Below are 19602 nucleotides of genomic sequence, written 5' to 3' on the forward strand. Positions count from 1 at the left end.
TCATCGCGCGCGCCTATTCCCAAAACTACTCGCCGAACGCGCGCTCGATCAAAGCGTTGAAATCGAACGTTGCCGGCAGCGTTCCATACACGCGATTGACGGAACCACGGGCATCGCCGAGACGGGTTTCGATGAAAGCCGCCGCCACATCCGCGGGCGCATGTTGCGCGAGCAGAACCCCTTGCGCGGTGAGCACGAGTTGCTGTGCGATCGCCCGTGCCGACGCTTCGCGCGTAGCCGGGTCGCCTTGCAGCATGGCGAGCAGCGTCTTCATCGCGTCACCGAGTACGTGATGTTCACCCGCCACCTTCCGCCACGATTCGAACAGCGCGTGGGCAGCATCGGGTTCGCGTTCGAACGCCCGCAGCACGTCGAGGCACATCACGTTCCCCGATCCTTCCCAGATCGAATTCACCGGAGCCTCTCGATAAAACCGCGCCATCGGCCCCGTTTCGACATAACCATTTCCGCCCCAGACTTCCATTGCCTCGCCGGTGAATTCCAGCGCGCGCTTGCAGACCCAGAACTTGGCCGCCGGCGTCACGATGCGGCGCCACGCGTGCTCTTCCGGTTTCGATGAATTCTCGAACGCGCCCGCGAGCCGCATGAACAGCACGGTGGCCGCTTCGGATTCCAGCGCGAGGTCGGCGAGGACGTTGCGCATCAGCGGCTGGTCGATGAGCTTGGCACCAAAGACCCGCCGATACCGCGCGTGATGGATCGCCTGGATCAGCGCGGCGCGCATCAAAGCGGCGCTGCCGATCACGCAATCGAGACGCGTGAAGTTCGCCATTTCGATGATCGTCGGAACGCCGCGCCCTTCGTCGCCGATCATGACGCCGTAGGCATCGAGAAATTCGACTTCGCTGCTAACGTTCGAGCGGTTGCCGAGCTTGTCCTTGATCTGCTGGATCTGCACGGCATTCTTCGATCCATCCGGCGCGAATCGCGGCACATAGAAGCAGGAAACCGGGCGTTTTCCGTCGTCGGCATCGGTGTCGTCACCGGCGCGCGCCAGCACGAGATGGGCGTCGCATTGAGGCGCCGAGAAGAACCACTTATGGCCGATCAGCCGATACTCGCCGCCCCGTCCGCCCGCGCCCGTCGCCACTGCGCGGGTCCGGTTGCTGCGCACGTCCGAACCGCCCTGTTTCTCGGTCATGCCCATGCCGATCATCATCGACTGCTTGCCGGCGCCAAGCGGGATATCGCGTGGATCGTGCTGGCGCGAAAGCAATTGCTCTCGCAAGCTCGCGTACAACGCGGGCTCTTGCTGCAACACGGGAATGCTGGCGAAGGTCATGGTCAGCGGGCACAACGAACCGCTTTCCAGTTGTGCGTGGAGAAAATATCCAGCGGCGCGCGCGGCCATGGAACCGGGTTTCGGCGCGGCGGTTTCAAACGGCAGCGAATGAAGACCTTGCTCGCGCAGCATGGCAAGCAGCGTGTGCCAGGCGGGATGGAATTCGATTGCATCGATACGCTCGCCACGCGCGCTGAACGGATGGTGCTCAGGCGTATGCCGGTTGGCCAGGTCAGCGAGTGCTAAGACGCCGGGTTGCGTGAGCGCGAGGCCGTCGCGGGTGAGCGCGTCGAGATGCCACGCCGCGCCTTCACGTTCCAGCGCGGTCATGAGGGCCGCGTCGGTGGTCATCGCGTTGTAGCGCTCGAGCGGTGGCGCCTGGTTCGTGACTTCGTGCGTTTGACCGTAGGCGGATGAGCACATCGTTTATCTCCGTCATGCTTTTGTTCAGTTTGCCCGCTTGTCTCAATTTTTGCAAAAGCCTTGATCGCCGTCATGGTCTGCGGCTTGACCAATCGAATCGAATAGTGCGAATTAACGTTCATTCAAAATTTTGCGCGTCTATTACTGCATCAATGCGATGACATTCATCAGTAATTCAAGATGCTTTAAGAACTGTCTCAAGACTTCTACTTTGAGGTATTTCCGATTTTTAGTCCGAAGTCCTTATTTGTTAATTGCCGAACCTATAATCCGCTTCGCTCATTCTGAGCGGTTGGCGAATTAACGCAAGTAAGGAAAAGGCAATTTAAGTGAGCATCAATGTTATTCAGCTGGTACGGGGCGCTTTGACCGAAAGCGTGTTGCAGCAACTCGCTACAAAACTGGGCGTCGCTCCCGAAGCAGCGAAACGCGTGGTCGGCATGATCGCGCCGGCACTCGTCGGGTCGCTGATGAACAAAGCCGCATCGCCTGAAGGCGCACGCAGCTTGTTCGCATCAATCATGTCACCGGATTCGAACGCCAATATCGTCGATATGCTGCCGCAACTCGTCCATGGCGACGGCCTGCAATCGTTGCTCGCGGCCGGTACGCGGCTCGCAAGCGGCGTGGCATCCGAAGAGCGCGTGAACGCGCTGAGCAACACGGTGGCAGCAAAGACCGGTGTATCGGTTGGCGCCACGCATGCGCTGGGCGGCATCGTCACGACCGCGTTGTTCGGCGTGCTAAAGCACTACTTCACGAAGTCTGGCAGCAACGTGGGCCAGTTGCCTACGCTGCTCGGCCATCAGTTGCCAATGGTGAAGGCAAGCATGACGGACGATATCGCCAGCGCGTTGGGCTTGGGCGGCGCGGCCAGCTTCATGTCCGGCGTGGCAGCGCAGATGAAAGCGGTGTCGTCGCATCTTGAACATCCGTCGACAGTCGGCGGATCGACCGCCATCAACCCTTCGCTCGACCGGATCGTGGTGGAAGAAAAGGCTCGATCGAAGAAATGGTGGTGGCTTGCTGTCGCCGCAGCGCTCGCGTTGCTCGCACTGCTGTTCGGCCGTAGCTGCGGCAACCAGACACCGCTCGCACCGGCACCCGCTGCGGCTCCTGCTGTAGCGTCCGCCGCAGCGCCGGTGGTTACATCGACTCCGGTGGTTGCCGCAGAACCCGCGTCGGCACCCGCTGCCGCGCCTGCGCCTACGAAGGACGCGCTGCTGACGTTCACCGTCGACAAGCTCGGCGCACCGACCATTCAAGCAACGGTTGGCAGTGAAGAAGAGAAGGCCAAGCTGCTCGCCGCATTGACGGCGAAGTTCGGCGCGGACCATCTGAACGCGACCATTGCAGTCGACCCGGACACCAAGCCGGCTAGCTGGCTTGACAAGCTCGACGGCCTGTTGCCGCTGATGCAATTGCCGGGCGCGGAAGCCAAGTTGTCGGGTGAGAAGATCGAGTTGAGCGGATCGGCTGCCGACGTGCGCAACGGCTGGATGAACAAGCTGAAGACGTTGTTCGGCGCGGGATTCACCATCGGCACGTTCAATGTCAAGCAAGCGGTCGAAAGCGCGAAGGAATCGTTCATGAGCGCGTTCTCGTCGTTGAGCGATGATTGCTCTGCCGCCGATGTCGCCAAGGTGCTGAACCTGCAAGTCATCAATTTCCGCACGGGTTCCGACGTGCCGCCGCAAGACGCGCAACTGGCGTTGGCGAAATCGGCAGAAGTGCTGAAGGCGTGCGAAGCGAAGGGCAAGACCGTGAAGTTGAACGTGGGCGGTTATTCGGACAATGTCGGCCCGGCGAGCACGAATCTGGTGTTGTCGAAGAAGCGGGCGGAAGCAGTGCGCGCGTTCCTCGTGAAGCACGGCGTTTCTGCTGATTCGCTGATGGCGCAAGGTTTCGGCGATGCAAACCCGATTGCCGATAACGCAACGGCCAGCGGACGTTTCGCAAACCGCCGGATCGACTTCGCTGTACAGGAATGATCGATTGACGGACGCCGCTGAGGTTTGACATCGGCGTAGCAACTAAAACCCCCTGTCCCGCGCGAGCGGGACAGGGGGTTTTTCATTTCGGCTATCGCGGCGCCGCATTCCTAACGCGTGCCGGAAACCGCTCGGCCGGCCCTTGCAAAAAGTCATCGCCGAGATTGGCTGGCAGTAATTGCCGCACAACCTCCAGCCAAGCCCTCGCCGCGTTCGACAAATAACCATTACGTCGCCAGCCCACCGCCATGTCCCAATGAATCTCCGGCGCGATCACCGGCCGGCAGGTGAATGCGTTGATATCGAGCCGGCGGCAATACGGCGCAGGCAGCAACGCAATGCCGACGCCCGCCTGCACCAGCGCAGCCATGAAATCCCAATGGCCGCTGCGCCCCACGATAGCCGGCGTGAACCCCGCTTCGCGGCAGGCATTAAGCACGAGATCCGATAACGCTAGGCTTTCGCCGTAGAACACGAACGGCTCCGCCGCGAGATCGCTGAGCGGCACGTCCGACAACGCATCCCATCGCGAGCCTTTGGGCGCAACGAGCCAGAGTAATTGGCGGCTGATGGGCAGCACATCGAACATGGCGAGATCGACGGGTTGCAGCACACCGCCAAGCTCGAGTTCGCCATCGATCAATGCAGCTTCAATTGCCTTCGAACCGCGCTCGAACAGCTTCAGTTCCACCTTCGGATAACGCTTCTTGAATGTGGCAATAGCTGGCGTGAACAGCGATCCGCCCATCGGCGGAATGCCGATAGTGAGCGTGCCGCGCCCCAGTTTGCCCAGATCGTTGAGTTCGGCTTCGAGTTGCGCGTGCGCCGCGAGCACTTCAAGGCCGCGCTGATAGACGATCTGTCCGGCGTCGGTGAGCACCATTTGGCGACTTTCGCGCAGCAGCAGCGGCGAGCCAATTTCGTCCTCGAGCGACTTCACCATCTTGCTGATGGTCGGCTGCGTGACAAACATTTTCTCCGCAGCACCGGTGAAGCTTTTTTGCTTCACGACTTCGACGAAATACCTCAACGATCGCAATTCCATGCAATTCCCCTGAATTCCAGTTTGGAATACTGTCGATAAGTTTAAGTCATTTTAATTATGTCGCAGTGCCGACCCCATCCGATTAGAGGTTAACCCTTCGCGGTTAGTCATCTGAAAGATTTGCCATGCCGATGCGTGACGGCGGCAAAACAAAACCTCTCGCGCAAACGCGCTCCCTCCATCCCAATTTGCTACAATCCCAACTCGCTTCGAGGAGCGTTGCGACGGTCTTCCACAACGAAGGCCGCCAGGCTCGAAGCATTCAATCGGACGGAGTGACCAGCGCTTGCAGACCAAGTAAGCGCTTGTTGAACCACCGCATCGAACGGCGCTCACGTCAAATTTCTATATTTCCATTTAGAAAGGAGGGCGTGATGAACGCCGCAGTTCTCGATTCAAACACCAACAAAGATTTCGTCGTCGCCGATATGTCTCTTGCTGCCTGGGGCCGCAAGGAACTGAACATCGCTGAAACCGAAATGCCTGGCCTCATGCAAACGCGTGAGGAATACAAGACGCAACAGCCGCTGAAGGGCGCGCGTATTGCCGGCTCGCTGCACATGACTATCCAGACCGGCGTGCTGATCGAAACGCTGACCGCGCTCGGTGCAGACGTCCGCTGGGCATCGTGCAACATCTTCTCGACGCAGGATCACGCTGCATCGGCTATCGCGCAGGGCGGCGTGCCGGTGTTCGCATTCAAGGGCGAATCGCTCGACGAATACTGGGAATTCTCCCACCGCATCTTCGAGTGGCCGAACGGCGAATTCGCCAACATGATCCTCGACGACGGCGGCGACGCCACGTTGCTGCTGATCCTGGGCTCGAAGGCTGAAAAGGACCGCTCGGTCATCGGCAAGCCGGAAAACGAAGAAGAAATCGCGCTGTACAAGTCGATCGCCGCTCACCTCGATATCGACCCGGCGTGGTACTCCAAGCGCCTCGTGCATATCCAGGGCGTGACAGAAGAAACGACGACGGGCGTGCATCGTCTGTATCAGATGGAAAAGGAAGGGCGCCTGCCGTTCCCGGCCATCAACGTGAACGACTCGGTCACGAAGTCGAAGTTCGACAACCTGTACGGCTGTCGTGAATCGCTGGTCGACGGCATCAAGCGCGCCACCGACGTGATGATCGCCGGCAAGATCGCGGTCGTCGCAGGTTACGGCGATGTGGGCAAGGGTTGCGCGCAATCGCTGCGCGGTCTGGGCGCGACGGTGTGGGTCACGGAAATCGATCCGATCTGCGCACTGCAGGCAGCCATGGAAGGTTACCGCGTAGTGACCATGGAATATGCCGCCGACAAGGCCGACATTTTCGTGACCGCTACGGGCAACTTCCACGTGATCGGCCATGACCACATGAAGGCGATGCGCAACAACGCAATCGTCTGCAATATTGGTCACTTCGACTCGGAAATCGACGTTGCATCGACACGCCAGTACGAGTGGGAAAACATCAAGCCACAAGTCGATCACATCATTTTCCCCGATGGCAAGCGCGTGATCCTGCTGGCTGAAGGGCGGCTCGTGAACCTGGGTTGTGCGACGGGCCACCCGTCGTTCGTGATGTCGGCATCGTTCACGAACCAGACGATTGCTCAGATCGAATTGTTCGTGCACGGCGACAAGTACGAAAACAAGGTCTATGTTTTGCCCAAGCACCTTGATGAAAAGGTCGCGCGTCTGCATCTGGGGCGTATTGGCGCTGAACTGACCGTGTTGTCGGACTATCAGGCGAACTACATCAGCGTGGACAAGATGGGTCCGTTCAAGCCGAATCACTACCGTTACTAATCGCGGCGGTCTGTAGCGCTCAACGCGTGCGTGGGTTTAGTCGATCAAACCCACGCACGCGACCTTTCAAGTACCAGGAGACCATCGATGTCCGTGCTGCTGACCTGGCTGATCAACGCGCTCGCGCTGTTGATCATCACTTACCTTGTGCCGTCGATTCACATTCGCAGTTTCGGTACCGCGCTGATCGTCGCGATCGTGCTCGGGCTGATCAATACGTTCCTGCGTCCGTTGCTGGTGCTGCTCACGCTGCCGGTGACCATTCTCACGCTCGGGCTGTTCATTCTCGTCGTGAATGCGCTGTGTTTCTGGCTGTGTGCTTCGTTGCTGAAAGGCTTTGAGGTATCGGGTTTCTGGTCGGCTTTCTTCGGCTCGATTCTGTACAGCATCGTGTCCTGGCTGCTGTCGGCGCTGATCCTCGGTCAGCGCAACTTCTAAGAACGCGAATGCCAACGCGTGCGCGTTCAACTCTTCCCATGAAACCGATCGAACTCTCATTCGAGTTTTTCCCGCCGAAAACGCAGGAAGGAATCGAGAAATTGCGCGCGACTGGCGCGCAGCTCAAGACGCTCAACCCGAAGTTCGTCTCCGTGACGTTCGGCGCGGGCGGTTCCACGCAGCAAGGCACGCTCGATACCGTCGTCGAGATGATGAAGCAGGGACTCGAAGCGGCGCCGCATTTGTCGTGCATCGGGTCGTCGAAGGAGAGTCTGCGGGCCATTCTCGGTAGTTATCGCGAGCATGGCATTCGTCACATTGTCGCGTTGCGCGGCGATTTGCCTTCGGGCATGGGCGAAGTCGGCGAGTTGCGATATGCGTCGGAACTGGTCGGCTTCATTCGGGCTGAGCACGGCGACTGGTTCAACATTGAAGTCGCGGCGTATCCGGAATATCACCCGCAGGCGCGTTCGCCCAAATCCGACCTGGAGAACTTCGTGCGCAAGGTGCAGGCTGGCGCGAATTCGGCGATCACGCAGTATTTTTTCAACGCGGACGCGTATTTCCGTTTCGTCGATGACGCCCGCAAGAAGGGCGTGGATATTCCTATCGTGCCGGGCATCATGCCGATCACGAACTTCTCGCAGCTCATGCGCTTCTCCGAGATGTGCGGCGCGGAAGTGCCGAAGTGGATTGCACGCCGCCTGGAAAGTTTTGGCGACGATAGAGAAGCCATCCGCGCGTTCGGATTGGATGTAGTGACGGGTTTGTGCGAACGGCTGGTGATTGAAGGCGCGCCCGGGCTGCATTTTTATACGCTGAACGGCGCGGCCGCGAGCAAGACGATTTGCGAGCGGCTGGCGTTGCCAAAAGCGGTCGCCTAAAGCCTGATGTTTTCGCTTAACCCGCGCGGCATTCGCCGCGCGGTTCTTGTCCCGCTTTTCAGTTTTCCCCTCCTACTGGTTTAATCACCTTGAAACATTGTGCATAACGAAACATGATGGATTCATGTTTTCGGCGCGCAACAATCCTCATCTTTATCTTAAATTTACATTTCTTTCGTGCTACGGTAGCGCCCGAATTTGCCGTCGCGCGTGAGTTTGCCGACAAAGCGCGGAACGATGAAAAACGCGCTGAATCGATGAAAAACCTCGATAACCCAAGAAGGTAAGCGAAAACACGGCCTTTTCAACCCTGTTGCCTGGCTTGCCGGACACACGTGCAGAAGCAATTCCCCCTCGGGAATTTCGTCGCCTTGTTCCCCCCGGCAAAGCTCAGTAATATCGCGCTACGCTGGTTTTAGCCGGCACCGATCCTGGAGGAAACATGAAGAAAATTGGCCTGTTACGAGCCGCTCATCTGTCGATGGCACTCAGCGCCGCCATCGCGGCATCGCTCGTAACCGCGAGCGTCGCTCACGCAGCACCCATTCCCAACAAAACGCTCGTTTACTGCTCAGAAGGCAGCCCGGCCGGTTTCGATCCCGCGCAATACACGACGGGCACCGATTTCACCGCGAACACCTTCACGGTCTACAACCGCCTCGTGGAATTCGAGCGCGGCGGTACGAAAGTGGAACCCGGTCTCGCGGAAAAGTGGGACGTCTCGCCCGATGGCCTGACGTACACGTTCCATCTGCGCCATGGCGTGAAGTTCCAGACCACGTCGTTCTTCAAGCCCACGCGCGAATTCAACGCGGATGACGTGCTTTTCACGTTCAACCGCATGCTCGATCCGAATCAGCCGTTCCGAAAGGCTTACCCCACGTCGTTCCCGTATTTCACCGACATGGGCCTGGACAAGCTGATCACGAAGATCGAAGCAGTCGACCCGTACACGATTAAGTTCACGCTGAAGGAAGTCAACGCTCCGTTCATCCAGAACATGGCGATGGAATACGCGTCGATCCAGTCAGATGAATACGCTCAGCAACTGCTGAAAGCGGGCAAGGCATCGGATATCAACCAGCAGCCGGTTGGTACAGGTCCGTTTATTTTCCGCAGCTACACGAAAGACGCGACCATCCGTTTCGACGGCAATCCTGATTACTGGAAGCCGGGCGCAGTCAAGATATCGAAGCTGATTTTCTCGATCACGCCGGATGCCGCCGTGCGCGTGCAGAAGCTGAAGAACAACGAATGCCAGGTGATGGCTTATCCGCGCCCGGCTGACATTGCACCGCTGAAGGCCGACACGAACCTCGACACGCCGTCGCAACCAGGCTTTAACGAAGGTTACGTCGCGTACAACACGACGAAGAAGAACATCGATAACGTCGAAGTGCGCCGCGCGCTGGACATGGCGATCAACAAGAAGGCGATCATCGAGTCGGTGTATCAAGGCGCAGGTCAGGCAGCGATTGCACCCATTCCGCCGACCGAATGGTCTTACGACAAGAACCTGAAGGTTCAGGCGTACGACACCGCGGCGGCCAAGGCGCTGCTGGCGAAGGCAGGCTTCCCGAACGGTTTCGAAATGAACCTGTGGGCCATGCCGGTCCAGCGTCCGTACAACCCGAACGCACGTCTGATGGCCGAGATGATCCAGGCCGACTGGGCGAAGATTGGCGTGAAGGCGAATATTGTGTCGTATGAGTGGGGCGAGTACATCAAGCGCGGCCACGCTGGCGAACACGACGCCATGCTGATTGGCTGGACGGGCGACAATGGCGATCCGGACAATTGGCTCGGCACGCTGCTCGGCTGCGAAGCGGTCAACGGCAGCAACTTCTCGCACTGGTGCTACAAGCCGTTCAACGACCTGGTGATCAAGGGCCGCAATACGTCGGATCAGGCGCAGCGCACGCAGGCTTATATGCAAGCGCAGCAAATTTTCGCTGACCAGCTGCCGTTCTCGCCGATCGCTCACTCGACGGTGTATCAGCCGACAAGCAAGAAGGTCATTGGCATGAAGATCGAACCGCTGGGTTACCTGCGTTTCGACGGTGTCGGCGTGCAGTAAGCTGTTAGCGGTACGCTTCATGCACTGAAACTATAACTAGTCGAAAAGGTCCGGCGACAAGGGTCACAAGCCCGCGTCGCCGGTCGCATTTTTCCTCCCCAAAGAGACGAACCATGTTCCGATTCGTTCTGCGGCGCATAGGCATGGTGATCCCGACGTTCATCGGCATCACGATCCTGGCGTTCGCGTTAATCCACCTGATCCCGGGCGACCCCATCGAAGTCATGATGGGCGAGCGCGGCGTGGACCCGGCCATGCACGCCGAAGCAATGAAGCGGCTCGGGCTTGACCTGCCGCTCCCTGTTCAATATTTCCACTATGTCGGACACGCGCTGAAAGGCGATCTCGGCATGTCGATCATCACCAATACCAGCGTGATGGGCGAATTCATGGCGCGCTTTCCCGCGACGCTCGAACTCGCTATCTGCGCGATGATTTTCGCCCTGGTGATCGGACTGCCCGCCGGCGTTGTGGCTGCGTTGAGACGCGGCACGGTCGTCGACCACGGCGTAATGGGCACAGCGCTCACGGGTTACTCCATGCCGATCTTCTGGTGGGGTTTGATCCTCATCATGTTCTTCTCGGCCAAGCTGGGCTGGACGCCGGTGTCAGGGCGCATCGCGGTGGAATACGACATTCCGCACCGCACCGGCTTCATGCTGTGGGACGCACTCTTTTCCGACGATGAAGGCGCGTTCAAGTCCGCCGTCAGTCACCTGATTCTGCCGACTATCGTATTGGGCACCATTCCGCTGGCCGTGATCGCGCGCATGACGCGTTCATCGATGCTCGAAGTGCTGCGCGAGGACTACATCCGCACGGCGCGCGCCAAAGGTCTTTCGCCGGCCCGCGTGGTGGTCGTGCATGCGCTGCGTAACGCGCTGATTCCCGTGGTGACCGTGATCGGCTTGCAGGTTGGTACGCTGCTCGCCGGCGCGGTGCTGACGGAGACGTTGTTCTCGTGGCCGGGCGTGGGCAAATGGCTCATCGACGCCATCAGCCGGCGCGATTATCCCGTCGTGCAGGGCGGTATCCTGATGATCGCGACGCTCGTTATTCTTGTGAATCTGGTCGTCGACTTGTTGTACGGCGTGCTGAATCCGCGCATTCGCCACACGAGGTAAGCCCATGGCCGATATCCAAAACAATCCCGGGGCGCTGATCCCCGTCCCGAGTGGCCGGTTCCTCGCCGGCCGCGAATTCTGGGCCAATTTCTCGCGCAATCGCGGCGCGGTCGTGGCCGGCGCGATCGTGCTGATCCTGGTGTTCATCGCTATTTTTGCGCCGTTGATCGCGCCGCATTCGCCGATTGAGCAGTATCGCGACAATGTGAAAATTCCTCCGGCCTGGCTCGACGGCGGCAACTGGCGCTTCGTTCTGGGTACCGACGAAGCCGGCCGCGACATCCTCTCCCGCCTGATGTACGGCGCGCGGTTGTCGTTCTGGATCGGCTTCGTGTCGGTGGTGCTGGCGTTGATTCCGGGCATCGTGCTCGGCTTGATCGCGGCGTTCTTCCAGAAATGGTTCGACACGCCGATCATGCGCATCATGGACGTGCTGCTGGCGCTGCCTTCGCTGCTGCTGGCGGTCGCGGTGGTCGCGATTATCGGTCCGGGGTTGATGAACACGATGCTCGCCATCGCGATTGTCGCGTTGCCGGGTTATGTGCGTCTGACGCGTGCCGCCGCGCTCGGTGAACTCCAGCGCGAATACGTGACAGCGTCGCGTGTGGCTGGAGCAGGCACCGTGCGCCTGATGTTCTCGCAAGTGCTGCCGAACTGCGCCGCGCCGCTGATCGTGCAGGCAACACTGGGCTTTTCGTCCGCCATCCTCGATGCCGCCGCGCTCGGCTTTCTCGGCCTCGGTGTGCAACCGCCGGCGGCGGAGTGGGGCGCGATGCTCGCATCGGCGCGTGATTACATCGAAAGTGCTTGGTGGATCGTGACCATGCCCGGGCTTTCCATCCTGATTTCGGTCCTCGTGATCAACCTGCTCGGCGATGGCCTGCGCGATGCACTCGATCCCAAACTCAAACGGATGGCGTGATATGGAACAACCCCCACGCTCACTTCATTCGCTGCCCCCCGAGGGGGCTGGTCAATACGTTTCGGGCGGCCGTGCACGCACTGACATGAACGATCTTCTAACCATCCGCAATCTCGCCGTTAGTTTCAATGGGCTCCCGGCGGTTGATCGTATCGATATATCCGTCAAACCCGGCGAAGTGGTCGGCGTAGTCGGCGAATCGGGATCGGGCAAAAGCGTTACCATGATGGCGCTCATGGGCTTGATCGACGCGCCAGGCATTGTCACCGCCGATCAGGTCACGTTCAACGGCGTCGACTTGCTGAAGGCATCGGCGGGGCAACGCAGGAAGATTATCGGCAAGGACATTGCCATGGTCTTCCAGGACGCGCTGTCGAGCCTGAACCCGAGCTACACCGTTGGCTATCAGATCAAGGAAGTCCTCAAGCTTCACGAAGGCTTGAAAGGATCGAAGCTGCATCAGCGCGCGCTGGAATTGCTCGATCAAGTGGGGATTCCAGACGCGAAAAGCCGTATCGATGCCTTCCCGCACCAGATGTCCGGCGGCATGAACCAGCGCGTGATGATCGCGATGGCCGTCGCGTGCAATCCGAAGCTGCTGATTGCCGACGAACCCACCACCGCGCTCGACGTCACCATCCAGGCGCAGATCATGGAGCTGCTGGTCAAGTTGCAGAAGGAACGCGGCATGGCGCTCGTGCTGATCTCGCACGATCTCGCGGTCGTGTCCGAAGTCGCGCAGCGCGTGGCCGTGATGTACGCGGGCGAGATTATCGAAACGAATCACGTGCCGACGATTTTCAGCGAGCCGCATCATCCGTACACGGAGGCATTGCTCGCCGCCATTCCCGAACATAGCCGAGGCGCCGAGCGTCTCGCGGCCTTGCCGGGCATGGTGCCCGGCCGCGACGATCGCCCGACCGGTTGTTTATTCGCGCCCCGCTGCAGCTACGCCGTCGACGATTGCCGCAAGGCGCGGCCGGCGCTCTATCAACTCGCCCCGAACGATCCGGCCGTGCGCGCTCGTTGCATCAAGCCGCTAAACATGGACCTCGTGGCAGAACATGGAGGCGCGCGATGAATGCCGTTCCTGAAACTTTCGCTAAAGACGCTAAAGATATCGTCCTCGTCGCCGATAAACTGACGCGGCACTACAGCGTCAAGCGCAGCATGTTCCAGCAGGGCACCGTCAAGGCGTTGAACGGCGTGTCGTTCTCGCTTGAACGTGGCAAGACACTTGCCGTGGTGGGCGAATCCGGTTGCGGAAAATCGACGCTCGCGCGTCAGTTGACGATGATCGAAGCGCCCACGTCGGGACGATTGCTGATTGATGGCGAGGACGTGGCGAGCGCGAACCGTGCGAAAGTAGCCGACTTGCGGCAGCGCGTGCAGATGGTGTTCCAGAATCCGTTCGCTTCGCTGAATCCACGGAAAACCGTCGAGCAGACGCTGGGCGAACCGCTGGCGATCAACACGAAGCTGTCGTCCAGCGAGCGCGCCGAGCGCATTGCGCACATGATGCGCACGGTCGGTTTGCGGCCGGAACACGCGGCGCGGTATCCGCACATGTTCTCGGGCGGCCAGCGGCAACGGGTGGCTATCGCGCGTGCGATGATTCTGGACCCGCAGATCCTGGTGGCCGATGAGCCCGTCTCCGCGCTGGATGTTTCCATCCAGGCGCAGATTCTGAATCTGTTCATGGATCTGCAGCAGCAGTTCGGTACAAGCTATGTGTTCATCTCGCATAACTTGTCGGTGGTGGAACATATCGCCGATGACGTCATGGTGATGTATTTTGGCGGTGTGGCCGAACTTGGCGACAAGGCAACGATCTACGCACGGCCGCGTCATCCGTACACGCGCTCGCTGATGTCGGCGACGCCTGCCTTGTTCGAAGAAGATCGGCGCATCAAGATCCGGCTGCAGGGCGAAATGCCTTCGCCGCTTAACCCACCATCAGGTTGCACATTTCATCAGCGCTGCCCGTATGCAATCGATAAATGCCGCGTCGAAGAACCGGCGCTGCGTTTCGTCGATGGTCGGCACGTCTCCTGTCATCGCGCCGAGGAAGTCGGGGAGATCGATGGCTGAACGCCCGGCGGCGCGGCAGGTTGCGCGCCGTTTTGTTGCGGGTTTTGCTGTTGTTGTGGCGGCGATCCTTGCGATTTTTTGCCTGGCGCCGCAACTGGCTTTTGCTGTGACCGGCGCGCGCTCGCCGCCGGGCGCCACGGTGCCGCCCACGTCCTCTGCTGCGTTGCCCGGCCTAAGTGTGCCGCCCGCGCGTCCGGCTCCTCCCGACGTAGACCATTCGAATGGCACCACCGCCAGCGGTCCGGTGCAGGCGCAGCCGCCGCATATGCCGTTCTACGTCGCCACCAAAGGCCAGGTCACTATCTACGTGCTGGGTACGCTGCACGTCGGTTTCGCCGATGACTACCCCGTCAGCCAGCCGTTCCGCAAGCCGATCCTCGGCGCGCTCGATGCATCGCCGACGCTCGCGCTGGAAATCTCTCCCGACGACCTGGTTGTATCGGCCGATGAAGTGAGCAAATACGGCGTATGCCGGGAGCCGTGCCTGTCGCGATATTTGCCCGATGCGCTGTGGAAAAAGCTGGAAATACGCATGCGCGGCAACCCCGCCATGCTCGCCGATATCAGCCGCTCGCGGCCATGGCTGGCGTCGATGCTGGTTGAAACCGTCGATACCTTGAAGGCCGGATTCCAGACCGAATTCGGCACGGAAACGCAATTGCAGAACGTCTACTTGCGGCCGCGCGGGCGAGTGGTGGGGTTGGAGACGCTCAATGAGCAGATTGCCGCGTTCACGCGGCTCACGCAGGCGCAGCAACGGGAAATGCTCGCGCAGGATCTGGTGCAGACGCCGGCTGAGAATGTTGCCGATGTGAAGGAGTTGCATCGGCTATGGCGGATTGGCGACGCCGATGCACTGAAGGCATGGGACGACGCCAAGACGGAGAAACTGGCGAGATCGAAGCAGCTTGCGAGGCAGATCGATAACCGCGTGGTGGTCGACCGGAACTATCGGTTCGCGGCGCGCGTGGTGGCGATAGCCGCGCCGAACAAGCCGGTGTTCCTGGCTGTTGGCGCGTTGCATCTTGGCGGGAAAAGAGGTGTGCTCGCGTTGCTGAGAAAGCGTGGGTTCGTGGTGGATCCGGCGTGAACCCACGCCTTCGCGTTACAGGAACATCAGCCAGTTCAGCAAGAAGATATTCACGACCAGCATCGACAGCGCGGTTGGAATCTGCACTTTGATCACCGCGTTTTTATCGGGTAATTCGAGCAGCGCGGCCGGCACCATGTTGAAGTTCGCGGCCATCGGCGTCATGAGCGTGCCGCAATAACCCGAGAACATGCCGATCGCGACCATGGTGGCCGGATTGCCGTGGAACACGCCGACCAGGATAGGCACGCCTACGCCGCCCGTCATCACCGGGAACGCCGCGAAGCCGTTGCCCATGACCATCGTGAAAAGCGCCATGCCGATGCAATACACGGCCACCGCGACCAGGCGGTAATCGAGGTTCACATAAGCCGTCGTCACGTGCGCGACCGCCTTGCCCACGCCCGCATCCGAGAACACCAAACCCAGCATGCCCAGCATTTGCGGCAGCACGGCGGCCCATGAAAGCGCATCGACCAAGCGGCGCGTTTCTTTCATCGATTGCCCGACGGTATCGCGTGTCATCACGCACGCTACGCCCAGCGCGACAATACAGCCGATGCCAAAGCCCATCAGCGTGACATTCTTCGGATCGAGCAGCGGCTTGCCGCCGAACACCAGGTAACTCGCTCCCAGCGTCAGGATCACGGTCACCACGGGGATCGTCAATGCGGGGACGAACAGCTTGTTGCCCAGACGCAAGGCGCTGTTGCGGCGCGCTTCGTCGGAGAGCATTTTCGGCTTGCCCGCCGTGACACCGCCGAAGCCTGCGATCAAGGCCATCGCCACAACCAGCACGCCGACCACATTGGCCGGCAGCCAGTCGCCGATCAGGAAAATCAGCGCATACACCAGCCAGAAGGTTCCGGCGGTGAGGCGGCGGGGATGTTTTTTATCGACGTAGATCATGCCGGCGACAACCACCAGCACGATACCCAGCAGATAGAACAGATAGTTGAGCGTCAGTGTCATGCGGTTTCTCCGCGAACGTTCTTGGTCAACGCGCCGAGTTCGCGATTCAGCCGCCGATCGAGCAGCCACAGCCGGAAGCCGTGAATCAGGAACGCGCAGATCGCAGTCGGGATGCCCCAGACGGCAACGTGCAGCGGTTCAACCACGATCCCCGCTTCCTTGAGGAAGGTTGTCATCAACACGATCGCGCCGAAGGCCACGAAGATGTCTTCGCCGAAGAACAGGCCGACGTTGTCGGTCGCGGCGGACCACGCTCGCAGCTTGAAGCGGGTTTCATCGGAGAGCTTGCCGAAACGTGTTTGCGCGGCGCCTTCGGCCATGGGCGCGAGCAGCGGCCGGACCATTTGCGGATGTCCGCCAAGACCAGTCAGACCGACAGCCGCCGTCAATTCGCGAATCAGCAAATAGACGATCAGCAGACGTCCCACCGTCGCCGCCTTGATGCCCGAAATCCAGATTTGCGCGCGTTCACGCAGACCGTGCCGTTCCAGCAAACCGATCACGGCCAGCGGCAGCAAGATGATGAGCGGAATGTTGCGTGTCTTGAGAAACCCCGTGCCGATAGCGGTGAGAATGCGATCGATGGGAAAGTGCGCCGCCAAGCCGGTGACGATTGCAGCGGCGGCCACGATCAGCATCGGATTGAAGCGCAGGATAAATCCCACGATGATGACAGCCACGCCTATCAGTGGCCATAGATTGACAGCGGTACCCATAAGATCTCCAAGTGGTCGGGCTAATGTCCCGATAAGGGCTTGTTCCGCCGCCGGACGAACCGCTTGCTTCGAGCGGACCGTTCCGTTGGCTTGATAAAACGGCTCTACGGCCGCTTACGAAAACGCCCCGCCAAGTCGCGAGGCATTCAGGTTCATTGAGGCTTTGTTGCCGAGGCGCAGGCTCGCTTCGGGCGCTAACGCCAAGCAGCGAGAAACGCTAAAGACAGTTCGTCAGACCTCGACCGCGTGGGCAGCGCGAACGTCGATGCCCGCCGTTTCGAGCGCCCCGCGAATCCGCCGGGCGAATGCCAGCGCATGCGCGCCGTCGCCGTGAAGACAAACCGTCTGCGCGTTGATCGGGACCCACTCGCCGCTGACCGCCTGGACGCGATGCTCCATTGCCATTTTCAGCGTTCGGGTGATCACGGCTTCCTCGTCCTCTAGCAGCGCGCCGGGGTCTTTGCGCGGCACGAGCGACCCATCCGACCGATATCCGCGGTCCGCGAACACTTCCTCGATCGCGACCAGGTTCGCCTTGCGGGTGGCATCGACGAGATTGCTGTTCGCCAGCCCGAACACCAGCAACGACGAATCGAAATCGCGAATTGCCGTGACAATAGCCTCGGCAATGTCCGGATTCTTCGCCGCCTGGTTATAGAGCGCGCCGTGCGGCTTCACATGCGACATCCGACCGCCTTCAGCCCTCACGATCGCGGCCAGCGCGCCCAGTTGATACAACACGCCCGCGTAAATCTCGTAGACGGGAAGGTCCATCTCCTTCCTGCCGAAATTCTCGGGATCGTTGAAACTCGGATGCGCACCAATGGCGACACCCTTCGCAACGGCCCAGCGCACGCAATCGCGCATGGCCGTTGCGCCACCCGCGTGCCACCCGCAAGCGATATTCGCGGAGCTCACGAGATCGAGCAGTGCTTCGTCAGTGCCCATGCCTTCGCCGAGATCGGCGTTCAGATCGATTTCCATCTTCGTTCCCTGTTCTTTACCGGCCGAGGCGTTCCGCGTGCATCGCGATAGCCGATTCGACCTGTTTTACATACATGCGCTCGTCCGCCAGCGCGTGACGCGCGGCTTCAACCGTTGTTTCGATAAAGCGCACACCGCTGTTGAGCCGCGCTTGCGCGAGCTTCCACAAGTCGGCCTTGATGACCGAGCCTATTTTTGGATATCCGCCGGTGGTCTGGGCGTCGCCCATCAGCACGATCGGCTGACCGTTCGGCGGGACCTGGATCGTGCCGGGCAATACGGCGTGGGACAAAAGATCGGCTTTATCGCCGCGTTCCAGCACTGTGCCCGCGAGCCGGAATCCCATGCGGTTGCTGTTCGGGGTGATCGTCCATTCTTCGTTCCAGAAGTCGCGCTGAGCCGTTTGCGTGAAGGTCTCGTATTCGGGACCGCGCAACACGCGGATTGGCAGCGACCATGAATTGCCCGGCGTGTGTTTGCCGCGCCGAAGCGGTTCTTCCACATAAACGAACTTGCACCACGCGGGCGCTTTCACCCCAAAGGCCGTTCCCGCCGATGAAAACACCGCAGTCTTATTCGGCTGTGGCACGCCGGTAGCCAGACGATCGCCATCGCGCAACGCCCGGCCGCCGAGACCGCCGAAACAGGCGCCGAGGTCGGTGCTGCGAGAACCGAGCATGGGCAGGACATCGATACCGCCCGCCACGCACACATATCCGCGCATGCCGTGCTTGGCGCCGCGCAACGTCAGTTCCTGACCGGCCTGGACCGGCAGGCTCCACCACGAGTAGACGGGCTTGTCGTCCAGCGTGGCGGCGAAATCCGTGCCGGTGATCGCCACGCGGGTAGCGCGCGTGAAGCGCAGCGTGGTCGGTCCGAGCGTCAGTTCGATACCTGCCGCGCCCGGCATGTTGCCCACGATCCGGTTGCCGATTTCCAGCGACAGCGCGTCCAATGCGCCGCCCGAACTGACACCGAGGTGCCGATATCCCGCGCGGCCAAGATCCTGCACGGAGGAGAGCATGCCGGCGCGAATGACGTCGATCATGCGAGCACCTCGAGCGCGGTAAAACGGACGTGATCGCCGGGTTGCATCAGCGTGGGCGGGTTGCGGGCGGGATCGAAGAGTTTGAGATCGGTGCGTCCCAGCAGCTGCCAGCCACCCGGCGACACCGCTGGATAAATCCCCGTCTGCTCCCCGCCGATACCGACCGACCCCGCCGGCACTTCCAGCCGGGGTTTGGGATGTCGAGGCGCGTGTAGCGTGGGATCGAGGCCGCCGAGATAGGCAAAACCGGGCTGAAAACCGAGGAAAAATACGATGTAATCGGCTTGCGTGTGTCGCTTCACGAGTTCATCGATGCTCAGGTTGAGCGACTTCGCCAGGGACGCGAGATCGGGGCCATCAGCGCCGCCGTAGCGCACGGGAATTTCGATTTCAGCGGTGCCTACATCGGCTTCCGCCGCTTTTTCCCACGCGTTTTGCATGTGTTGTGCGAGGTCGGCGGGATCGGCCTGGAGGGGATCGAAGACCAGCGTAAGGTTGTTCATGCCCGGCACCACCTCCACGACATGCGGCCACAGGCGTGCTGCGTCGGCGAGCGCCCACATTCGGCGCTGGCAGTCGATCGTGGCGGGCGGGGGCGCTTCGCACACAAGCGCGGTGTCGCCGAGTGGATGAATTTTGGGTGGTGTCATGCTGGGTTTTGCCGGTAATCGAGCACGCGCTTGAACGAAAGGCAAATG

17 protein-coding genes and 1 riboswitch are annotated in these 19602 nt (G+C 60.4%); of the genes, 10 read left to right on the plus strand and 7 right to left on the minus strand.

Translation table 11 applies throughout. The annotated features are described in order from the left end of the window. Positions 1 to 25: 25 nt before the first annotated feature. Positions 26 to 1726, minus strand: a complete 1701-nt coding sequence (locus tag ACMX25_RS02015) for an isovaleryl-CoA dehydrogenase (protein ID WP_414947874.1) — start codon at positions 1724 to 1726, stop codon at positions 26 to 28. Positions 1727 to 2055: 329 nt separating this feature from the next. On the opposite strand from ACMX25_RS02015, the gene ACMX25_RS02020 reads away from it, so the two are divergent. After that, on the plus strand, positions 2056 to 3717 hold the full coding sequence (locus ACMX25_RS02020) for an OmpA family protein (protein ID WP_414947875.1): 1662 nt from the start codon (positions 2056 to 2058) through the stop codon (positions 3715 to 3717). Between the two features lie 91 nt (positions 3718 to 3808). Here ACMX25_RS02020 and ACMX25_RS02025 read toward each other — a convergent pair whose 3' ends face one another. Continuing rightward, positions 3809 to 4762: a LysR family transcriptional regulator gene (locus tag ACMX25_RS02025; protein ID WP_414947876.1), complete on the minus strand. Its 954-nt coding sequence runs from the start codon at positions 4760 to 4762 to the stop codon at positions 3809 to 3811. A gap of 205 nt (positions 4763 to 4967) precedes the next feature. Then, positions 4968 to 5103, plus strand: a riboswitch (S-adenosyl-L-homocysteine riboswitch). 33 nt (positions 5104 to 5136) lie between these two features. On the opposite strand from ACMX25_RS02025, the gene ahcY reads away from it, so the two are divergent. The 9 genes from ahcY (at position 5137) to ACMX25_RS02070 (ending at position 15184) form a co-directional block, all read left to right on the plus strand. Beyond that, a complete protein-coding gene (ahcY, locus tag ACMX25_RS02030; protein ID WP_414947877.1) occupies positions 5137 to 6558 on the plus strand; it encodes an adenosylhomocysteinase in 1422 nt (473 codons plus the stop codon). A gap of 87 nt (positions 6559 to 6645) precedes the next feature. Continuing rightward, positions 6646 to 6996: a phage holin family protein gene (locus ACMX25_RS02035; protein WP_031364155.1), complete on the plus strand. Its 351-nt coding sequence runs from the start codon at positions 6646 to 6648 to the stop codon at positions 6994 to 6996. A 38-nt stretch (positions 6997 to 7034) separates the two neighbouring features. Then, positions 7035 to 7880 carry a methylenetetrahydrofolate reductase [NAD(P)H] gene (gene metF / locus ACMX25_RS02040; protein ID WP_414947878.1) on the plus strand — a complete coding sequence of 282 codons (846 nt, stop codon included), beginning with the start codon at positions 7035 to 7037 and terminating at the stop codon, positions 7878 to 7880. A gap of 442 nt (positions 7881 to 8322) precedes the next feature. Continuing rightward, a complete protein-coding gene (locus tag ACMX25_RS02045; protein ID WP_414947879.1) occupies positions 8323 to 9957 on the plus strand; it encodes an ABC transporter substrate-binding protein in 1635 nt (544 codons plus the stop codon). 113 nt (positions 9958 to 10070) lie between these two features. Next, complete coding sequence (locus ACMX25_RS02050) at positions 10071 to 11081, plus strand: ABC transporter permease subunit (RefSeq protein ID WP_414947880.1); 1011 nt, start codon at positions 10071 to 10073, stop codon at positions 11079 to 11081. Between the two features lie 4 nt (positions 11082 to 11085). Next, positions 11086 to 12003, plus strand: a complete 918-nt coding sequence (locus ACMX25_RS02055) for an ABC transporter permease subunit (RefSeq protein WP_299703719.1) — start codon at positions 11086 to 11088, stop codon at positions 12001 to 12003. Between the two features lie 85 nt (positions 12004 to 12088). After that, positions 12089 to 13084 carry an ABC transporter ATP-binding protein gene (locus ACMX25_RS02060; protein ID WP_414947881.1) on the plus strand — a complete coding sequence of 332 codons (996 nt, stop codon included), beginning with the start codon at positions 12089 to 12091 and terminating at the stop codon, positions 13082 to 13084. Continuing rightward, a complete protein-coding gene (locus ACMX25_RS02065) occupies positions 13081 to 14094 on the plus strand; it encodes a peptide ABC transporter ATP-binding protein (protein ID WP_414947882.1) in 1014 nt (337 codons plus the stop codon). The genes ACMX25_RS02060 and ACMX25_RS02065 overlap by 4 nt, the downstream gene beginning before the upstream one ends. Next, the gene (locus ACMX25_RS02070; protein WP_414947883.1) at positions 14087 to 15184 is read left to right on the plus strand and encodes a TraB/GumN family protein; all 1098 of its coding nucleotides are present in this window, start codon (positions 14087 to 14089) and stop codon (positions 15182 to 15184) included. The genes ACMX25_RS02065 and ACMX25_RS02070 overlap by 8 nt, the downstream gene beginning before the upstream one ends. Before the next feature lie 15 nt (positions 15185 to 15199). On the opposite strand, the gene ACMX25_RS02075 is transcribed toward ACMX25_RS02070, so the two are convergent. The 5 genes from ACMX25_RS02075 to pxpB all read right to left on the minus strand — a co-directional run bounded on the left by ACMX25_RS02075 (position 15200) and on the right by pxpB (position 19554). Continuing rightward, positions 15200 to 16156, minus strand: coding sequence for a DUF979 domain-containing protein (locus ACMX25_RS02075; RefSeq protein ID WP_414947884.1), 957 nt, complete (start codon positions 16154 to 16156; stop codon positions 15200 to 15202). Further along, positions 16153 to 16872: a DUF969 domain-containing protein gene (locus ACMX25_RS02080; RefSeq protein ID WP_299703734.1), complete on the minus strand. Its 720-nt coding sequence runs from the start codon at positions 16870 to 16872 to the stop codon at positions 16153 to 16155. The genes ACMX25_RS02075 and ACMX25_RS02080 overlap by 4 nt, the downstream gene beginning before the upstream one ends. A 231-nt stretch (positions 16873 to 17103) precedes the next feature. Further along, positions 17104 to 17856, minus strand: a complete 753-nt coding sequence (gene pxpA, locus ACMX25_RS02085; protein ID WP_414947885.1) for a 5-oxoprolinase subunit PxpA — start codon at positions 17854 to 17856, stop codon at positions 17104 to 17106. Positions 17857 to 17872: 16 nt separating this feature from the next. Next, entirely contained in the window at positions 17873 to 18904 is a 1032-nt protein-coding gene (locus ACMX25_RS02090) for a 5-oxoprolinase subunit C family protein (protein ID WP_414947886.1), read from the minus strand. Continuing rightward, positions 18901 to 19554: a 5-oxoprolinase subunit PxpB gene (pxpB, locus tag ACMX25_RS02095; RefSeq protein ID WP_414947887.1), complete on the minus strand. Its 654-nt coding sequence runs from the start codon at positions 19552 to 19554 to the stop codon at positions 18901 to 18903. The genes ACMX25_RS02090 and pxpB overlap by 4 nt, the downstream gene beginning before the upstream one ends. Positions 19555 to 19602: the final 48 nt, after the last annotated feature.

Origin of the sequence: Caballeronia eucalypticola, assembly GCF_047608185.1 — a bacterium.
GTDB lineage: Bacteria > Pseudomonadota > Gammaproteobacteria > Burkholderiales > Burkholderiaceae > Caballeronia.

Excerpts from the sequence above, each read along its gene's own strand:
- ACMX25_RS02015 (WP_414947874.1), bottom strand. The coding sequence starts at position 1,726 with ATGTGCTCATCCGCCTACGGTCAAACGCACGAAGTCACGAACCAGGCG.
- ACMX25_RS02025 (WP_414947876.1), bottom strand. The coding sequence starts at position 4,762 with ATGGAATTGCGATCGTTGAGGTATTTCGTCGAAGTCGTGAAGCAAAAA.
- ahcY (WP_414947877.1), top strand. The coding sequence starts at position 5,137 with ATGAACGCCGCAGTTCTCGATTCAAACACCAACAAAGATTTCGTCGTC.
- ACMX25_RS02035 (WP_031364155.1), top strand. The coding sequence starts at position 6,646 with ATGTCCGTGCTGCTGACCTGGCTGATCAACGCGCTCGCGCTGTTGATC.
- metF (WP_414947878.1), top strand. The coding sequence starts at position 7,035 with ATGAAACCGATCGAACTCTCATTCGAGTTTTTCCCGCCGAAAACGCAG.
- ACMX25_RS02045 (WP_414947879.1), top strand. The coding sequence starts at position 8,323 with ATGAAGAAAATTGGCCTGTTACGAGCCGCTCATCTGTCGATGGCACTC.
- ACMX25_RS02050 (WP_414947880.1), top strand. The coding sequence starts at position 10,071 with ATGTTCCGATTCGTTCTGCGGCGCATAGGCATGGTGATCCCGACGTTC.
- ACMX25_RS02055 (WP_299703719.1), top strand. The coding sequence starts at position 11,086 with ATGGCCGATATCCAAAACAATCCCGGGGCGCTGATCCCCGTCCCGAGT.
- ACMX25_RS02060 (WP_414947881.1), top strand. The coding sequence starts at position 12,089 with ATGAACGATCTTCTAACCATCCGCAATCTCGCCGTTAGTTTCAATGGG.
- ACMX25_RS02065 (WP_414947882.1), top strand. The coding sequence starts at position 13,081 with ATGAATGCCGTTCCTGAAACTTTCGCTAAAGACGCTAAAGATATCGTC.
- ACMX25_RS02070 (WP_414947883.1), top strand. The coding sequence starts at position 14,087 with ATGGCTGAACGCCCGGCGGCGCGGCAGGTTGCGCGCCGTTTTGTTGCG.
- ACMX25_RS02075 (WP_414947884.1), bottom strand. The coding sequence starts at position 16,156 with ATGACACTGACGCTCAACTATCTGTTCTATCTGCTGGGTATCGTGCTG.
- ACMX25_RS02080 (WP_299703734.1), bottom strand. The coding sequence starts at position 16,872 with ATGGGTACCGCTGTCAATCTATGGCCACTGATAGGCGTGGCTGTCATC.
- pxpA (WP_414947885.1), bottom strand. The coding sequence starts at position 17,856 with ATGGAAATCGATCTGAACGCCGATCTCGGCGAAGGCATGGGCACTGAC.
- ACMX25_RS02090 (WP_414947886.1), bottom strand. The coding sequence starts at position 18,904 with ATGATCGACGTCATTCGCGCCGGCATGCTCTCCTCCGTGCAGGATCTT.
- pxpB (WP_414947887.1), bottom strand. The coding sequence starts at position 19,554 with ATGACACCACCCAAAATTCATCCACTCGGCGACACCGCGCTTGTGTGC.